Origin of the sequence: Limosilactobacillus vaginalis (assembly GCF_025311515.1) — a bacterium.
Classification (GTDB): domain Bacteria; phylum Bacillota; class Bacilli; order Lactobacillales; family Lactobacillaceae; genus Limosilactobacillus; species Limosilactobacillus vaginalis.
On the sequence record NZ_CP104399.1, the window covers coordinates 600,199 to 617,083 of the forward strand.

General features: G+C 34.2%; 29 protein-coding genes. 25 read left to right on the forward strand and 4 right to left on the reverse strand.

Annotated elements, in window-relative coordinates; genetic code table 11:
- The first annotated feature begins 26 nt into the window (after positions 1–26).
- From N4627_RS02865 to N4627_RS02880, 4 genes are all read left to right on the forward strand, one after another.
- Positions 27–749, forward strand: a complete 723-nt coding sequence (locus N4627_RS02865) for a hypothetical protein (RefSeq protein WP_260964928.1) — start codon at positions 27–29, stop codon at positions 747–749.
- A 284-nt stretch (positions 750–1,033) separates the two neighbouring features.
- Positions 1,034–1,192, forward strand: coding sequence for a hypothetical protein (locus N4627_RS02870; protein WP_260964929.1), 159 nt, complete (start codon positions 1,034–1,036; stop codon positions 1,190–1,192).
- A gap of 13 nt (positions 1,193–1,205) precedes the next feature.
- A complete protein-coding gene (locus N4627_RS02875) occupies positions 1,206–2,042 on the forward strand; it encodes a Fic family protein (protein ID WP_260964930.1) in 837 nt (278 codons plus the stop codon).
- A 24-nt stretch (positions 2,043–2,066) separates the two neighbouring features.
- Positions 2,067–2,336 (forward strand): hypothetical protein, encoded by a 270-nt coding sequence (locus tag N4627_RS02880; RefSeq protein ID WP_260964931.1) that lies wholly within the window; start codon positions 2,067–2,069, stop codon positions 2,334–2,336.
- Positions 2,337–3,226: 890 nt separating this feature from the next.
- On the opposite strand, the gene N4627_RS02885 is transcribed toward N4627_RS02880, so the two are convergent.
- Genes N4627_RS02885 through N4627_RS02900 form a run of 4 tightly spaced genes read right to left on the reverse strand, consistent with a single transcriptional unit; the run spans position 3,227 to position 5,635 of the window.
- Positions 3,227–3,592 (reverse strand): PX domain-containing protein, encoded by a 366-nt coding sequence (locus N4627_RS02885; protein ID WP_260964932.1) that lies wholly within the window; start codon positions 3,590–3,592, stop codon positions 3,227–3,229.
- A gap of 10 nt (positions 3,593–3,602) precedes the next feature.
- Positions 3,603–4,712: a site-specific integrase gene (locus N4627_RS02890; RefSeq protein WP_260964933.1), complete on the reverse strand. Its 1,110-nt coding sequence runs from the start codon at positions 4,710–4,712 to the stop codon at positions 3,603–3,605.
- A gap of 31 nt (positions 4,713–4,743) precedes the next feature.
- Positions 4,744–5,223 (reverse strand): ImmA/IrrE family metallo-endopeptidase, encoded by a 480-nt coding sequence (locus N4627_RS02895; protein ID WP_260964934.1) that lies wholly within the window; start codon positions 5,221–5,223, stop codon positions 4,744–4,746.
- A 19-nt stretch (positions 5,224–5,242) separates the two neighbouring features.
- Positions 5,243–5,635 carry a helix-turn-helix domain-containing protein gene (locus tag N4627_RS02900; RefSeq protein ID WP_260964935.1) on the reverse strand — a complete coding sequence of 131 codons (393 nt, stop codon included), beginning with the start codon at positions 5,633–5,635 and terminating at the stop codon, positions 5,243–5,245.
- 164 nt (positions 5,636–5,799) lie between these two features.
- Here N4627_RS02900 and N4627_RS02905 point away from each other — a divergent pair, with 164 nt between their 5' ends.
- The 21 genes from N4627_RS02905 to N4627_RS03005 all read left to right on the forward strand — a co-directional run bounded on the left by N4627_RS02905 (position 5,800) and on the right by N4627_RS03005 (position 16,787).
- Positions 5,800–6,042, forward strand: coding sequence for a helix-turn-helix domain-containing protein (locus N4627_RS02905; protein WP_260964936.1), 243 nt, complete (start codon positions 5,800–5,802; stop codon positions 6,040–6,042).
- A gap of 27 nt (positions 6,043–6,069) precedes the next feature.
- Positions 6,070–6,408: a DUF771 domain-containing protein gene (locus N4627_RS02910; RefSeq protein ID WP_260964937.1), complete on the forward strand. Its 339-nt coding sequence runs from the start codon at positions 6,070–6,072 to the stop codon at positions 6,406–6,408.
- A 35-nt stretch (positions 6,409–6,443) separates the two neighbouring features.
- Positions 6,444–6,707, forward strand: a complete 264-nt coding sequence (locus N4627_RS02915; protein WP_260964938.1) for a hypothetical protein — start codon at positions 6,444–6,446, stop codon at positions 6,705–6,707.
- Between the two features lie 12 nt (positions 6,708–6,719).
- Entirely contained in the window at positions 6,720–7,058 is a 339-nt protein-coding gene (locus N4627_RS02920; protein ID WP_260964939.1) for a hypothetical protein, read from the forward strand.
- A 16-nt stretch (positions 7,059–7,074) separates the two neighbouring features.
- A complete protein-coding gene (locus N4627_RS02925; protein ID WP_260964940.1) occupies positions 7,075–7,350 on the forward strand; it encodes a hypothetical protein in 276 nt (91 codons plus the stop codon).
- 9 nt (positions 7,351–7,359) lie between these two features.
- Positions 7,360–8,766 (forward strand): DnaD domain protein, encoded by a 1,407-nt coding sequence (locus N4627_RS02930; protein WP_260964941.1) that lies wholly within the window; start codon positions 7,360–7,362, stop codon positions 8,764–8,766.
- Positions 8,763–9,017, forward strand: a complete 255-nt coding sequence (locus tag N4627_RS02935) for a hypothetical protein (RefSeq protein WP_260964942.1) — start codon at positions 8,763–8,765, stop codon at positions 9,015–9,017. Before N4627_RS02930 ends, N4627_RS02935 begins: the two co-directional genes overlap by 4 nt.
- A 114-nt stretch (positions 9,018–9,131) precedes the next feature.
- Positions 9,132–9,380: a hypothetical protein gene (locus N4627_RS02940; RefSeq protein ID WP_260964943.1), complete on the forward strand. Its 249-nt coding sequence runs from the start codon at positions 9,132–9,134 to the stop codon at positions 9,378–9,380.
- Between the two features lie 5 nt (positions 9,381–9,385).
- A complete protein-coding gene (locus N4627_RS02945) occupies positions 9,386–9,736 on the forward strand; it encodes a hypothetical protein (protein ID WP_260964944.1) in 351 nt (116 codons plus the stop codon).
- Complete coding sequence (locus N4627_RS02950) at positions 9,711–10,901, forward strand: hypothetical protein (protein ID WP_260964945.1); 1,191 nt, start codon at positions 9,711–9,713, stop codon at positions 10,899–10,901. The genes N4627_RS02945 and N4627_RS02950 overlap by 26 nt, the downstream gene beginning before the upstream one ends.
- A gap of 2 nt (positions 10,902–10,903) precedes the next feature.
- Positions 10,904–11,311 carry a hypothetical protein gene (locus N4627_RS02955; protein ID WP_260964946.1) on the forward strand — a complete coding sequence of 136 codons (408 nt, stop codon included), beginning with the start codon at positions 10,904–10,906 and terminating at the stop codon, positions 11,309–11,311.
- A gap of 12 nt (positions 11,312–11,323) precedes the next feature.
- A complete protein-coding gene (locus N4627_RS02960; protein WP_260964947.1) occupies positions 11,324–11,539 on the forward strand; it encodes a hypothetical protein in 216 nt (71 codons plus the stop codon).
- 25 nt (positions 11,540–11,564) lie between these two features.
- Positions 11,565–11,891, forward strand: a complete 327-nt coding sequence (locus tag N4627_RS02965; protein ID WP_260964948.1) for a YopX family protein — start codon at positions 11,565–11,567, stop codon at positions 11,889–11,891.
- A gap of 12 nt (positions 11,892–11,903) precedes the next feature.
- Positions 11,904–12,194 (forward strand): hypothetical protein, encoded by a 291-nt coding sequence (locus N4627_RS02970; protein WP_260964949.1) that lies wholly within the window; start codon positions 11,904–11,906, stop codon positions 12,192–12,194.
- 13 nt (positions 12,195–12,207) lie between these two features.
- Complete coding sequence (locus tag N4627_RS02975; RefSeq protein WP_260964950.1) at positions 12,208–12,987, forward strand: hypothetical protein; 780 nt, start codon at positions 12,208–12,210, stop codon at positions 12,985–12,987.
- A 458-nt stretch (positions 12,988–13,445) separates the two neighbouring features.
- The gene (locus tag N4627_RS02980) at positions 13,446–13,745 is read left to right on the forward strand and encodes a hypothetical protein (protein ID WP_260964951.1); all 300 of its coding nucleotides are present in this window, start codon (positions 13,446–13,448) and stop codon (positions 13,743–13,745) included.
- A 22-nt stretch (positions 13,746–13,767) separates the two neighbouring features.
- Entirely contained in the window at positions 13,768–14,418 is a 651-nt protein-coding gene (locus tag N4627_RS02985; protein WP_260964952.1) for a hypothetical protein, read from the forward strand.
- Entirely contained in the window at positions 14,418–14,936 is a 519-nt protein-coding gene (locus tag N4627_RS02990; RefSeq protein ID WP_260964953.1) for a thioredoxin family protein, read from the forward strand. The genes N4627_RS02985 and N4627_RS02990 overlap by 1 nt, the downstream gene beginning before the upstream one ends.
- Positions 14,937–14,953: 17 nt before the next feature.
- Positions 14,954–15,964, forward strand: a complete 1,011-nt coding sequence (locus N4627_RS02995; RefSeq protein WP_260964954.1) for a hypothetical protein — start codon at positions 14,954–14,956, stop codon at positions 15,962–15,964.
- A 201-nt stretch (positions 15,965–16,165) separates the two neighbouring features.
- Entirely contained in the window at positions 16,166–16,438 is a 273-nt protein-coding gene (locus N4627_RS03000) for a DUF7679 family protein (protein WP_260964955.1), read from the forward strand.
- The gene (locus N4627_RS03005; protein WP_260964956.1) at positions 16,362–16,787 is read left to right on the forward strand and encodes a DUF7679 family protein; all 426 of its coding nucleotides are present in this window, start codon (positions 16,362–16,364) and stop codon (positions 16,785–16,787) included. Before N4627_RS03000 ends, N4627_RS03005 begins: the two co-directional genes overlap by 77 nt.
- Positions 16,788–16,885 lie beyond the last annotated feature (98 nt).

The following is a 16,885-nucleotide window of genomic DNA, read 5'->3' on the forward strand; positions in this document are numbered from 1 at the left end:
ACCTATTGTTGTTAGGAGTAATAAAAATGGCAAAGAAAAGAAAAAACATAAAAACTAGATCAAGATCACTCTACTTACCTAAAAATAAAGTCATAGATGAATGGTTTAACAATCAGGATAATGCTGGAGTATCCATTAATAATGGGATTATCTTAAAAATTGAAGAATACGGAATTAAGGATTATCCATTAGCTATCGCTGAAAGTTATGCCACTACAGATAAAGAATTAAAAGACAAAGCTAATATTGGTACTCAGGAAAGCTATTCAAAGGTTCAGACAACAGAAAAGCAACAACGATCAAGCTCACTCTACAATGAAGGCCCGGTCTTAGAGTGGATTGAAGCCCAGGATAATCTAAGCAGCTCAATTGGTTTATTAATCACTGACTTAATAGCTCAATTTGGCACTAGCGATTTACCTCTAAGATTAGCCTGGTTAAGTGGTAGAAGAAATAAGTATTTAAATGAACTTTCAATCGTTGATAATTCAGAAAAAAAAGATAACGATATTCCTTCTAGTAATGAACACTTAGAAGGGCAATCTAAAGCAATGCAAGAAAATAGCGATTTTGACTCTGAGCCATTAGATATTGATCTTAGTAAGCTCAGCGATCCGGATCTTGATAGTGAAGATAGTAATAAGAAATCATTAGAATCTGAAAAAAGCAACTCAGAAAAATCAGACAACGATGAAGACAAGATCGACTTATCAATTCTTCACGATAAAAGCTTTTTTAATCATAATTAAATTAAATAATATATGTTAGCAATAATTTATTTAATTCAAATTATATTAAATAAATTAAAACAAATGTATATATACGTATACTATATTATATAATTTATTTTAAATGCCAGATAAATGCGTAAATACTTTATATAATATAAGATAAATATAATCACTTCACTTATTACTAACGATTTATGTTATATAAATTAAATAGTAATGCATTGCTAAATTATATTATTTAATATAAATCCACTACTAAGCTAAAAATAATCGGTCACTAAATTATTCAAGGTGTTTTTGTTATGGAAAAAGAAGATTTACTTTTAGAAAATGCAAAAAGTATCATTACCAAAGTTCCACTTGAAGTGATTAAGCAAAAAGTTAATGTTTCTAAAGAAAAATCTGATGCTGAATTTTGGAAAAATATTTATTATCTAGCAAAGAAGTATAGAACAAAGTAAAAAGGAGATTTATATGGATTCTAGTAAGATTAATGTTGCTTATGCGTTACAGTTGGAAAGAGATTCCAAAACCTCATCAGCTCTTTATGATTGGTCACAGGTGCAATTTTCTTATAATAGTAACCATATGGAAGGTTCAACGATCACAGAAGCTCAGACCGATCAAATTTACCATGAAAATGCCTTTTTAGCTGAAAAGGATCAAATTATTCGTAAAGATGATCAAATTGAAACGGAGAATCACTTTAAGCTATTTAACTATATGTTGAATACGGTTGATGAGCCATTGACTTTAGACTATATAGCTAAATTGCAGGGAATCTTAAAAAAGGGCACCTCTGATGAAGATAACCCATTAAAGGTTGTTGGTGGATTCAAGAAGATTAACAACATTATTCGTAATGACCGAGTTGGTGATACAGAGACCTCAACTGCAGATAATGTTAAACAGGATCTTCAAAAACTGATTGATACTTGGGAATCCTCAAAACATTTAAAAATGGAAGATTATGCTAAATTTCATTATCAGTTTGAAACAATTCACCCTTTCAGCGATGGAAACGGTCGTGTAGGGAGAATCTTATTATTCAAAGAGCGATGTCGTAATCGACTCATGCCCTTTATTATCCGTGATGAAAATAGATTGTTTTATATTAGAGGACTTAACGAATATAAGCGGCAACCAGGGTACCTGATTGGTACTTTTGGTCAGTCTATGGATGAATATACAAGTGCTGTGCAACAAGTTTATGGATCTAATTTTGAACGGCTACCTAAACCAAAGAGGCAGGTAAAAGGACAGGAACTTCCTGATAATTTCTTAAACCATGGTTTCGGAAAGTCTCATTAATAAACAGAGCAAGGAGGTAAGCCGATGGACAATACCAAATTAGCCCACTTAGTTTCATCTATTGGGAGTCTTAATGGGTACGGTAGTTCTATCGCTCAAACAAAAAAAGCCTTAGATACAGGTAACGTCCAATATCTAAAACAAGGTACTGAGGATAGTAATATATTTAAGGATGTAGTTGCTGGAATAGTTGCAATTAAAGAAATTGGCTTTAATGAAGATGGAGTTATTGCTGTAAACAAAGTATTTATTAATAGTGAGGAAGTATTTCAAAATAAAGGACGGAAGTATTAAAAAAGCAGCTAACCTAATTATGGTTGCTGCTCTGTTATTACTTATAAAGGAGTTAAAAGAATATGACTTATATTATTTCGCTTTTTGCACAATTAATCTTAATGCTAATTTCATTAATATCGTATATCATTGGGATTAAATATAAAAAATTGGGATTAAAATGTTTGAGCATGATTTCTAACTTACTTGTAATTTCAATTTGCTTAGACCTTATGATTCAGTTTAATCATGTTAATATCTATCAGTTTATAATAATCGTAATGACAACATATTCTGTTGTGGTTCAAATGAAAACTAATTAAAGTTCTTAGTTATCTACTAAAATTAATTATGTTAATTAACATAAAATAGGCGTATTCAATTTACAGAATACATTAATTAACATAAATTTCTTACAATAATATTAATCACTATACTAGTTAAATATGTTAAATAATGTAATATAAAATTATAACAATTATAGAATGGTTTATTTAATATAATTAAATGCTAAACTCATTTCATATAAAGTCAAATTACATTAAATAACATAAATAAAGATTAATAAAATGTGAAATAAGTTATATAACATAATATTAAATCAATTGATACTTCTGAATTACATTATATAAAATAATATGAATGTGTTTTCCAGAATGCCAATTAATTTATCATCTTATAATATGTTATATAATGTATAGCTTATGTCAAAACATATTATGTTGCATAACATAATATGTTTTTTTAGTAATTGCGAATTACATTAAATAATTCTAACCTAGCAATTTAGAACTATGGATAATACAAAAAAACAGGGAACATCAGTGATGATCCCTGTCAATCAATACTTAACACGTAATTATAATATCATACAAATATGTGATTTACAATTGTTGGTTGTTGTGCATTAGTTAGTAGTTCTTATTAATTACAACATCATCTCTAATGATGAAGCTGCCAAACTTGTCTCGCAAGCTATTAATTAGCTTTTTGGGAAAATCATGAAAAAGAATTGGCATATGTGGCCATGACTGGTGAAGTTGGTTAATAACCTTTAAAAACTCTTCGGGATCTAGTTCATTAGTATCTCTGGATAAAATTTCAAAAGAAGTAATTGCACCACCAAAATCATGAACAAGTTCTACACAGATAACATAGTGCGGATCAATTACAGACTTGGTAACCCATAAGTTAATGGAAGAAGAATAGTGTTCATAATAGTGTTTAATTTTAGTGTTAGTTTCATTAATTAGTCGATTTAACTGAATGTTATTCATAGGTTGCTCCTTATTTAGATTCTGAATCAACGTTATTTAGGATTTTTTCAATTTCATCATCGGAACGAACTCGATACTCGTCGATTAAGTATGAGTAGACCTTACTAGTGGTTGTTATATCAGCGTGACCGAGCCGTTTAGCAATAATATATAGATCGATATGATGGGCGAGCAAGAATGCTACATGAGTATGGCGTAAGCTGTGAAAGTGAAATCCCTTTTTCTCAATATTTAATTCTTTTAATACCTTGCGTAAGACTTTATTAACTGCTGATGATGAGGGAATGGTATTAAATTGTTGGAGGAATACTTGATCTTCGGGTTGAGTATTCTCTTTTTTTAGTTGACTTAAAATTCTTAAAAGCTTTTCATTAACCCGGATGATTCGTTTTGAGGATTCATTTTTAGTTGATTTGAAAATATTCTTTGTTTCTAACCAGGCACGATTGATCGTGATGGTATGGTGAGCAAAATCTATATCTTTCCATTTCAAGCCTTGAATTTCTCCAAGACGAGCACCGGTAAATAATGCAGTTATAATCATGTACTTAGACGTATAACGTGGATTCAATGAATTCTCCAAGTAATCAGTTAAGTGTTGCATTTCTTTAATATTTAGATACTCGATGTGCTTTGTACGTGATGCGTCATAAACAATATCAGTATTTCTGATAAAATCTCTTTTGACGTCACCATCATAGATTGCATCTTTAATACAAGCATGATACAGGGTATTGTATTTTCTAACTGTCGATTTAGCATGAGACTTACCAAAATCCGCAATAAATTTACGGTATAAACGACGATCCATCTGGGCTATTGGGACACCATCTAAGTATTTCTTTAGGTTGTGATAAGCATTTAAATATGTATTATAAGTACGATCAGCAACATTGGCTTCTTTATAGGTTTCAAACCATTTCCAAAAGTAATCAGGGAATGGTTCATTTCCCCGGGTTGATAACATATTCTTAGATTTATCAATTTGCATTTGCGCTTCATATTGTAAGGCTTCCGTCTTGAGACGGAATGACTTACGTTTGAAGTGCCTTTTTTTTGAGCTGTCATACCAAGTAACTGTTACTTGCCATTTGCCAGATTTTAATTGTTTAATTGACATTTAATTGCCTCCTTAATAAACATACGTTCGGTTAGAAACTCAAAGAAAAACGGCCGTCATTAAAGAGCTTGGTCGAGTTAGGTAACAGGTTTATTTGTGCTTGATGTTTTACCACCAAGTCTAGGTCATGGAGCATGTAATCAGGAATAGCAAATGCTTCGGCCAGTTGCATTTCCGTTTCAAAACGTAAATCATGAAGATTAATATACTTTAGTATTAACTGAATAGCAATTACATCGGCAGCATCTTCAATCTTAAGATTAAATGCTTCAGCGTTAAGTTGATTATAATCCGGTGATTTAGTAATTACATGGCCCATTTCATGAGCAAGTGATATTGGTAATTCATAACGTGGATTCCAGTTAGGATTGTAATAAATAAGTCTAAGACTAGCAAGGGAACGAGAAGGCCAATTGTTAAGCCATGAAGGGGATAACATAACTTTTATATTAAGATTCTTACATAGTTCAAGTAACCAATCAACTACGTCATTCATTTGAGCGTTATACATAGAATCACCGCCTTATTGATTAATTGTCCATGCCTTTCAAGATACCTTTTATAGATGCTTTTAAGGCAGCTTTTTGGGCTTCTGAAATTTCTTTTCCCCCAAATGATCGCATACCTGCAACAATCTCATCAATTTTTTCTTCATCAACATTACCATTTGCTTTAGTATTATCGCTAGTAGTATTTGAATTTACTTTACTGTCACTAAGCCCCATTAACCAAGCTTCATTAACGTCTAATGCTTTAGCCAAACGGTAAATATTTTCTTGCTTGGCTTCATATTTTCCCTTTAGATAATCAGAGATAATTTGTCTTCTAATCCCAGCTTTCCTAGCGACGGCAGCTTGGGAGAGACCAGACTTATCAATAGCTAATCTAAGTCTGTCCTTGAATTGTGCTACCTTTTCTACCAATTTTATTACTCCTTAAACATGTGATCTTAACAGTATATTACCATATAAATTGTTTTATTTACATAAATAGTAAGGAAAACTTTACAAAAACTGTTGATTTAAATATCAAATGATTTATCATTAGCAGTAAGGAAAACACGACAAATAATTGGAGGTATTTATTTATGACAAGAATTCTGTTTGACTATTCAAAATTATTTAACCGAATGAAAGATTACCGTTATAGTCAAACTCAGTTGGCAAGCGATACTAATATAGAGCGTGTAACGCTTAATGCCAAGCTAATTCATCGCTCTTCTTTTAAGCAAGAAGAAATTTTAGCAATCGCTAATGCATTAGATATTACTACTGGCGAAATAGGCGATTATTTTTTTACTCCAGAAGTAAGGAAAACAGGACAAAAATAAGAACGGTTAATTTTGGAGGTGACCTAAATGCAAGAAATGCAATTACCTAATGGAATTAAAGTTCAATTTCCTGAAGACGTTATTTTGATTTCTAAAGCTACTTTACGTGATTTGGAAGATCAGGCGTTGATGGGGAAAATGTGGTCGATTAAAGATGTTCAAGAAAAGCTTGGTGTTAATCGTCAATGGATTCTGGATAATATCCTTGCTAATCCTCGATATAGCAACGAAATTGAGCGATTAAAGCAAGAAGGTATCGTTCAAAAAGGACCCGCTAAAAACAGTCCTTGGCATTTTAAGGCTAGGGAGTTCTGTGAATGGCTGGATCATCATGAAACAGCATTCGATTTTACGAAGCGACGATAAAAACCAGTAATTCTAAAGAGAAAGGAATGATTTCTATGACTGCAGAGAAATTAACCTTAGAGCAAGCCAGCGGTATTTTGAAAAGCTACCAAGACAATGGTTGGCTGATTGAACTAGACGCTAATCCTAGTCGAATCGACTGCTTATATTGGGCTTATGTCTACCCTGCCGGTAAATGGCATGAAGAATACATTAAAAGCTTATGCAAGTCGTTCTTCTCAACCAACGAACTGATTGTTTGGTTAGCAAGTCATTTAGTTGCTAACTATCCACTGAAAGAAATTAAGTCAAAAATTTAAGGGAGTATTTGTATGGATAACAACATTTCACGAGAAAACGAAAACACTGTGAAACGGGTTCGAAATGAATTAGACTATTCTGATTTTCAAGCCTATTTCTTAGTAGCTCACGCTGAAGGCGGTAAGAATTATGTACTTTCTAAAGGGTATGTTGATGCAGAAATTTTGATGTCTGCAATATTAAAAAATGCTGAAGCCGGGAATGAGGCTAACAGTCTAGTTATTGCTCGTGATCAAAATCAAAATAAGCTTTCATTAGAAGAACTTTTAATCTTGACAGCAATTACTGCTACAAATTTAAGCCCTCGTTACTTGAAAAAGGTTCTACTGGGTATCGCTAATAGTCTTTAGGATGAGGAGTGATAATGTGCCAAGAATTATAAAAATCAAGCATAAATCAGTTAGTACGAATCGTACACGAATTCCCAATCGAGTATTTGAAGAAGGACTAACTCTTGATGCAATTGGTTTATATAACTTTTTACTTTGTCGAAAACAAACGGAATTTAGTGTAGAAGATGTTAATAACAGGTCGAGTGATACCCCTGAGCATAACTTAAAAGTACTTAGTGAATTAGAACAACACCATCTAATTACTAACTCTCAAGCTAATTCTGCTTGGAAATTATGTCCAATAAAGTAGGTGCAACTTATGGCAAGGATTAAGCATCGAAAACATCAAGGTTACTCAACTGTGAGTAATGTTCCATATGATGATCGAAGATTGGAATTGGAAGCCATGGGAACTTTTCAACTTTTATGGCACTTACCTGATGATTGGTCATTTAATGAGATTGATATTGTTGGACGGTCGGCTTCTGGAAGAACCAAGCTGCGAAAAGCATTAAATCAGCTTGAAAAATATGGCTATCTAAAACGAAGCCGAGTACGTAATGAAAAAGGACAGTTAACATCGGGTGACTGGATATTAGATGATACCGGAACCCTTGGTGATAATTCAGTTAAAGCAAAAAGGCAAAGAAAATCAGCTAAGAAAAGTCAAGTTAATAATTACTGGTTATGGGTTCAAAAACCTATGTTTGATTTTGTGACATTGGCTTATTTTGAGCCAAAAACCTATGTCACGTTTTCAAACATAGGTGCAATTTATCAAAAACCTATGTCACGTTTTCCAATGTTGGTAAACGTCCCACTACTAATTACTCATAGCACTAATTACTCAGTAAGTAGTAGTAAGCATGCTAGCAAAGCATTGCCCTCCGATGAAAAAGTTCTTGCAAAGAATCAGTCGGAACATTCTCTTGATGACCCCGAAGGCGTCTCTAAAGCATATAATCTCTGGAACGATATCTGGGGTAAACCTTCTGAGTTCGTTGAAAAGCAAATAAGCCAGTGGGTATTTGAATTTGGTCTTGATGTTGTTCTACATGCTTTTAATTACGCTAAATGGAAAGTGAAGCAAGCAAGCAGTGCTGGCTCCTACCTAGCAAAGGTATTTAGCAATTATCGGCAAAATAACGTGAAGACTGCCACACAAGCGGATACTGCAGACAAAGACAATCTTAATCAGTCCTCGCAAAGAACTGGTAAAAATAAGTCAACAGTGCCAACTGTTGCTGAACCGTCTAGCAAAGATGGTTTAGGAGTGTCTAATGTCGGTACCAAGAACTCATCTAGCAAAGATGAGCTTGATCCGCTAACCCAGGCTTGTTACGCCAAAGCGGTTGAAGTCGGCATAAAACTAACCCCTGCAGACCGGGCGCAATTAGCTTTTTACGTTCACAAATTAGGCAAAGAGGTTGTTTTATACGCAATTAGCGTTGCTAAACGGGAGACCCGATACGATCACCCATCGTGGGGATTCTTAAATTCGATTTTGAATCGTTGCTTAACTCAAGGTGTAACTAAACCAGAAACGAGAAAAAAAGCAACACCTACTTACAAGAAGCGAAAGGTGATTGAACACACTCCAGATTGGCTTTATAAGGACCCGACTCCGGCTGAGCTAAAAAAATCGAGTCCTCAGTCCTTAGCAGCGCTTCACAAACGACTAGCAGAATATAAAGCAAAAAAACTAGCAGGAGGAAGTACCACATGAAAGAGTTTTGTTTAGATCAGGCTAATAGCAGACTTATTGCTGTTGCAAAAAGATTAGCTAAGGAGAATCACTTTGATATTAAACGTGATAATTTCACGCTTATTCAACCGCTAACTGATCATCAAGCAATTATTTTGAGTGTTAATGGGCAAGGCGAGCATCGGGAAATCAAAATTTACGGCAATGACTGCACGTTTATTTTGCCAGCTAAAGATGAATGGCTGGATATTTTTGAGAAGGAGAGTGAATAAAAATGATGTGGCTAGGCTTATATGCAATCATCTCTTTATCATTTTTGGGCGGATATATCTGTTGTGGGCTTTTTTCAGTAAGACACAAGATTGAAAGAAATGAGAAACAACATAATGACAACCAACGAACTAGTTAAAGCGCTCAAGAAAAATGATAAGTTAATTGTTTCAGCTGATGATCAATATATCTACATTGGCCGGTTATCTTTTAACTACGGGAAACCATTTTTGTTTGTTCCGGTTAAAGCAAGCAAATTAGCGCAATGTGAGTTTGATGGTGGGTTACCAGAAGTCGACTTACAGAAATTCATCTGGTCTAAGTTAGATGCTTTCTTTACAACAAATAGAAGCCAAGGAGCGTAATAAAGATGGTACCAGTAGTTAAATTCTATTTTGTTCACGCTAAATATGTAAATCAGAAGCCGTATTACTTGATCATTCCGTCAGCAAGCACCTTTCAGCGAATGGCTCCAGGATCAACTTGGAAGTACGAAGGACAGACGCTATACGGTCCAAGGTGGCAGTCGATCGTGATTGTTGAACGATTTAACTATGACTGGGTACCGCGGTTTAATAAAGCTCCTGATAGTCAGTTACGACCTAAGAAACTTAGTCGACGAGGGAACAAAGCTTGGCAGAAATTTATGCAGAAACACTGTTTGACTTATTTGGACGATACGAGGGGGGATCGAAATGAAGAAGAATCAAGTACCAGTTAATAACGCTGAACATAAAGAGCTTTCAGAACCACTTGATAATTTTTACAACCGCTTATCTGCTCAGGATCGCAATGATTTCCTGAAGATTGAAGCACAATGGGGAGACTATGAACGTGATTTTGTAATTAAGTTTGGGGCGTTATTGCGTCAGGTTCGTGACTTAGTTAAACGACCAGGAGTCCGTGATGGAATCACTTTTGAAAAATGGGTCAATGCTCATAATTTATCTCGTTCAGCGGCTTACCGAGCTATTAATGTGGCCAATGGTTACTTCAGAATTAAAGCGAAGAACGCACCTGATGAAGAAGTTATGCTAGAGAATTTCATGAGTTTGCCGCAAAAGGTCCAAGAAAAAATTGGAACAGGTAATCTTGAACCAGAAAAAGAAGAAATTTTGCTACACACCAGTGAAGAAGTTCGAGAGAGTCCAATCTGGCAAAAAATGCTGAACGATATCTCCAAGAACCGCAAGACACAGCAAGATCAAGACGAAAAAATTAAGTCACTACAAGCCGAAAACCAGCGATTAAGCAATCAATTAGCTAATTCTGAAGGGCAACGAGCCGATTTAGCTACTCAATTAGACGATGCTAATAGTCAACGGCATCACCTGGAATTGAAGCTGGAGGAAGAGCATAAAAGCCAGCCTGAGGCAGTAATTGTTCCACCTGATGACTATGACGAATTAGCTGATGAAGTGCAGCAAAGCCGGAGTAAATTAGTCGCTAAGGAAAAGCAGATTGAGGAGCTAGAGTCTGCAATTAGTCAAGCGCCTAATAAAGATGATATTGCTGAATATGAGCGGCAAATCAAGAAACTAGAAAAGCAGAATGAAGCGTTAGTTAAGCAGATTAACTCAATGAGTCAGCAAATGGCTTCCAAGAAGGATCAACATGAAACTCATCGAAAGTCATACCAGAAGGTAGTTTCTATCACTTCACAGTGGAAACAGGCAATTAACCGCCAATTAGATGTGCAGGAGTTATCTTCTGATGTTCAGCTCTTATCTCACGAAGAACTAAGCCAAGCTGGACTATTAGATGTGGCAGACTTGCTAGAAAACAAATCAAAGCAGCTTCGTGCTGAAGTAGGAAAGAAAGTGAAAGCTGGCTCAGGAAACGTTGTTAAGGGCAACTTTAATGATGAGCTGAGGAAAAGAGGGTAAGAATGTTTGTCAAAGGTAAATTTGTGAATGCAGATGGCTTGGAAGAACATGATTTATTCTTCTTCCTCGAAAAGAGTAAGCAACCAGATTTCTATCAAGCAATGGAGATAACCAAGCGAGCGAAAAGCAAGCAAGATCGACAAAGCTTTTTAGCGGTCTGCAGTGATCCAAAAGGTTTAATTCGCGTGGTTAGTGTAGAACCAAGGATCTACCATCATTTGGCTGGTATTTCAGAAGAAAGTATGGGGACTTATTTTAATTCCCTTCGTCAGGACAATGGTATGCCGTTAAAGATGATTGATTTTGTTAAGCGACTTCCTGGACGAGTGACTGATGCCGAAATTATTAAATTAGCTGAGCTTCACTTAGCAGAAAACAATGGTAGTGTCATTGGTCACCGTAAAGCTTAGGAGGGCAAACCAATGATTATTCATTCACGACCAAGTAGGGAAGTTCAACGACACAGAGACTTAGAAAAGCAAATTAAAGGAAACTGGGGTAGTGAAGAAAACTCGGTTGATGATGAACGCAAGAATATCTTGGGTTACCAAGTAGTTAAGTTCTTGATTATCTTAGTTGGTATTCTTACGTTTGTTGTCATGATAATTGGCTTTTGTCAGCCACTAACTACTCCTTAATAAAAATAAATGAGAGGGATTTAATTTGAAAGTTATTAAATTTAGAAAATTTGATCAGTTACAGACAGATTTTTCTTATTCTCATCGGGTAGATGGTGATACTTCAACGGTCTTTGACTTTGAACCATCTGACGATACTGAAAATTGGGTAGGAGCTCGCAAGAATCATGAACTGATGCAATATACCGGAGTTCATGATTGCGTTGGTAAGCCAATCTATGAAGGCGATATTGTGCAGATTAAAGAGTTAAGCAGTGACGAGAGAACGGTTTACTTTGATCACGGGAAGTTCGTTCCGGTTTATCAGTATCCGGCTAAAGACCTAAAGATAATCGGCAATGTATTTCACTAAATGGAGGAAAAAATGAAAATTAATGAAGCAATTGATGAGATAGACAGAACGAAATATTGGAAGGCACTACTGACAGTTGAAGATCACAGTGGTAGCAATCCTCATTTAACAGTTATTGAGAAAGTAAGTAACTTTATCGTTCTCAACTTTGATTGTAGTTACCACAATGGGCATGCCATAACCTTGTTTACCATGCCGTTTGAAGAGGGCAATCAAATTGGTAAGACAGCATGGCAGGAGTTACAGCAAGTACTTGTAATTATTGGAAAACTAGTTAATACCCCAGCAGAGGAAAGAATTTAAGGAGCTAATGAGGATGAATTATAGAGAATATAAGCAATACGTGGAGCAGTTCGTTATTTGTGATTTTATGTCATTTAAGGTGCGTAAGCATTGGACGTCAAAAATATCGGTTGATTTGTTTGAATCCAGTGGTGGTTATTTTGGAACTCTTGTTGATTTTGATAAGAAAAGTAATATGGACGAAGCTCATTTTGGTGATTTTAATAAACTATTTGGTTCTTGGTATATAAATGCTGAAGATGCTCAAACACTATTCAAGATTTTGACAGCTACCAGTTCATTCTTGAATACGCCTTATGAGATGCGTTTTAAGAAAGAAGCAAACGTCTCAGGCAATCCTGTTAATAATAGTGAAACTACTAAGCTTTTTGTTTCTAATGATGATTCTCAAAAATACTTTTTGAAAGATAGATACGTTAGAGACGGATATCTAAAAGCAGTAGACAATAATGTTGAGGCTTCTATTGCTAGGTATATTAATAGTGATGGGAAAGTTGGTCCTTTTGTTACTACAACCACAAAAGAGAGAGCTAGCGTTTTCACTGTAAAGGATTTACAAGCCATATATACGTTCTTGATTGAGCAGAAAATTGAAGCAATTAAGGATTATGAAATAGTCAAGGCATCACCTGAAAAATATGTAGTTCTGGTTGGTATGCCTGAAAATGCGAGTGATTTCATTGGTCAATATACGTTAGACGAGATTGAAAAAATGCAAAAGGATCCACAGGTTGCTATTGACTGGGATAAAGCTGTTATTGAGACAGTTAAAGATTTCGAGGCTAAACATTGAATTATGTATGCAAAAAGAGAAGCAGTTTTAGAAGCTTATCATTCCATTGGTAATTTAGATAAACCACTATATTTGGCAATTGAAAAGATAAAAGGCTGGAATAAGTAAAGGGGAAGTAAGGTATGTGGATTCTTAGTCTTATATTGATAGCAATTGCTGAAGCAGGGTATGTGGATTCTTTTAGTAAACTACTTAGATTATTAAAACGACACAAGCAACTACTCAATAAGCAAATCATTATAGTCTTAGACTTAATTAATAATATAAACCTCTTAGCTGGTATCAGTGCTGCAATTGTTGTACTCATCATTCCAAGTAAATATATACCTCTAATTATGCTGTCCTCAACGATCCTTATTGCCGTTTCGTGGCAGATAGTTTGGAAAATACTAGCCAAAGTAAAGATAAAAAGTCAATAAACAAATAGTAATGAAGGATAGTAAATAGAGGAAGTAAATATGTGGATTGTTGGTTTTATATTAATGGTCATTGCAGAAACGAGATACATAAATTCTCTCGGTGTAATAGATAAAGAGATACGAGCAGCTAAAGATAATAAGCAATTTATTAGTAAATCCATTCTGAGGTGGAGAAGAGTAATTGGTATTTTCTTTTGGTTAGGAACGATTTCTTTTTGCTTTTTAGTAATGGTAGTACCTGCAGTTTACCAGTCATTATTACTCTTTTGTATAGCTCTATTTATGAGTATATTATGGCAGGCTACTTGGAAATTAGTACAGAGTCAAAAAGACAATTGAATAAGAAGGAGAAAATAGAAAAATGTTTAATAAAAATTCTAAAGCAGAAAAAGAATCCATAGTCCAAAGTCAGGACGAGTTATTAGCTAATCTTGATGACTTAACAAATCATCTTTATAGTTTACAAGCTCAATTAAATAATTTGACTGGAAAGGAAAATGAACCTGGTCTAGTAGAACACATGAATCCTGATAGATTTACTGATTTAGATTTTTATAGAATGAAAAAAATAAACTTTGGTCATGGACCAGTTGATGAGAAAGAAATTAATCAAGTCATTGTTAGATTCTTAAAGACTTATTCAGAATGGATAGGCCAAATGGATATGGAATTACATCGTTATATAAAGGATCTTGAAGATCCATCTTCAACATTGTTACCAATGAAAGTATTTCTTGAAAAAACGGTGATATTGCTAAATGAGTTACCAGAAACTAAAGATTCATTATCGTTAGGAGTTGTTCAAGATGGCTTTAAGTATTTTATCGTGATTAATGCATTTAATAGGTCATTGACGACTATAGATAATTGTGTTCTTGCTATTAAAGAAGATTCAAATGACTTTTGTGATATTCAATTAGGGAAAAGTGCGGTGCTATTAAAGGCGACTACATTGAAACGATTATTGGAATCTATCAAGTTTTATTTAAATGCTAAGGAGGAACAAAATTAATGAATAATTCAAAGTATGATCCAGAGCGTATTCATCAAAGGAAACTAATTATTAATAGCTCAATTGCCATTCTCGTGCTCGTATTAGTTCTTTGGGGTTGGATTCATGTAACACACCTGCATAGGACTTCGACAAGTCAGCAGCAAGCTATGATGGCTTCTAATGAACCGGTGGTGGTAATGTTTTATTCTAAGACCTGTCCTGATTGCCATAAGGTAGCTTTTACAGCTAATAAAAGTTCCAAGCAAGGAGAATTAGACGCAATGTTAAAGAACGTTGCTGGTGACTCCTCAAAGCAACATAAGGTAATGTTTGTGGAATATCAGAACAAAGATGATCAGAAATTATTTGATAAATATAAGGTTACGCAAACACCAACTTTTATGATTCTAAAAAATGGACAACCTCAAGTTATTAAGAATGAAAATGGGGTACCATCTTATCAATATGCTGGAAATAATAAGACGCAAGTTAAAGCAATTTATCGTAATTTACAAGCTATTCCTTTTGTTAAATAGACCAAGGAGATCGTCAAATGAACCTATTAATACAATTCATTAAATGGCTATGGAAATACCTTTCGCTTTTGTTTAATTGGATTCGTTATCACATTGTTAAACCATTTAGTTCTTGGCATCAAGAAAACTTATTAAAGTCAAAGTTGCTCATTGTGGCAGCCTTTCTTTTTGTTATGACATTTATTTTTGTTGATGCTCGAATATCTGCTCCAATGCATTCAAAGTTTGAGAGTACTAGATTAAATGAACCACAAACTTTAGGACAAAATAGTCAAGCAGCAATGGCAATTACTTCTCGTGAATATAACTCTAAAAAGGATTTCATGGTTGTAAAAATGCACGCAAGCAGTACTGACTCAAAGCCATTGGATCCTGATAATGTAAAATTTAAGGCTCAGGCTTATGGAAAAAAGAAAATTCCAGTTCAAAAAATTGCTTTGACTAATAATGATTACGTCCTGCTTCTGAATGATTTAAAGCCTGGTTATCGTGCTATTCAACTTAGAGTAATTAACACTCAGGCTAGTACAAAAGCTTCATCAATTGATACTGGTGACGATACTGATGATGAAGATTCAATGAGTACAGCAAGTAGTAAATCATCTTCAGCTAAGGCTAATGGTGCTGGTCCAAATTATTTCAATTTTATTATCAATGAAGACGAAAAATTTGTTAATAATAAGCTAGCAAAACGGAGCCAAGCTGATTACATGATTGAAGATATTGAGACACAGATTGCTCGATTAAAGAAGAAAATTAAACAAAATAATTCAAGTATTGATTCTGATATTAAGCAGGCCAAGGCCGATCAAGTTGCTATCGATCAGATCAACAAACAAAGTCAATATTCTACTAACAAGGAAACTGATAGTAGCAAGATTCAAGATTATCAAAGTGATTTCCAAGAACAAGAAAATGAGATCACTCGACTGAATAAGGATAACGAAAAGAAGCAAGAACAAATTAAACTTTATCAAAAACAAATTCATGATATTCGGAATGGTCACTATCAATTTGATAATGACTAAAGGAGAAAATTAGTTTTGATAATCAGACAGGAAAATTTTAGAGAATTGGAGAAAAAGAAAGAGAGAAAGAAGCAAATACCTGTAATTCTTTTTGAAGATTTATTTATAGTGATTGGTTCGGGTTTAATTCTTTTCTTTCTTTTTTGTTTATGTTTCATGATAAAAACGATTATTCATTAATGGGTATGAGGTGAGATATAAATGGATGGTAAATCGCAAATTGATATAAGAGAACTTCCCTTTAGAGATCGGGCCTTATATGAATTAAAAGTTGCAAAAGCAACAGGGAAACGTACCTATTATTGGGTACAAGTTAGGTTAGCAAATGGTAAAAAGAAGTGGTTTCAATTACCAAAGGACTTGCAAAAAGCAATGCATACTTCAACATTTGAATTGAATGAAAAACGACTTGTTTGGCGCATTAATAAATGTTCCTGTTTCAAAGTACAAGAAGAACGGAAAAGTAAAAATTGATTGTGGCATTATTTGCAAATTACGTTTAAGAAATTATCATGCTAAGAAGCCAAACAAAATTACCAGAAGCCAATTTAAGCTACCAAATCGTCGATTTGGTTTTGCCAATACTTCCGAATTATTTGGTTACTTGAAACATGATTATGACCAAGAAAATCAACAAAGAATTCGTCAGTCTATTCATGAATTAACGGTCCCTGGTTTTGTTAGTTTTGTTACTGAATTTCTTGTACCTCTTTGTGCAATCTTCTTTGTCTTTTATTTGTTTATTATGTTTCAACAATTGATTACCTTTTTCCATAAATACATTACTAATTTGAATTTGTTACGTAATCAAACTGGAATGTAGGCACTGATACAAACGTAAACATTTGTATACAAACGTAAACATAATATGTAAACAAATGTATACAGCAGTAAACAAATAGGCGACAGCCGATAAAATTT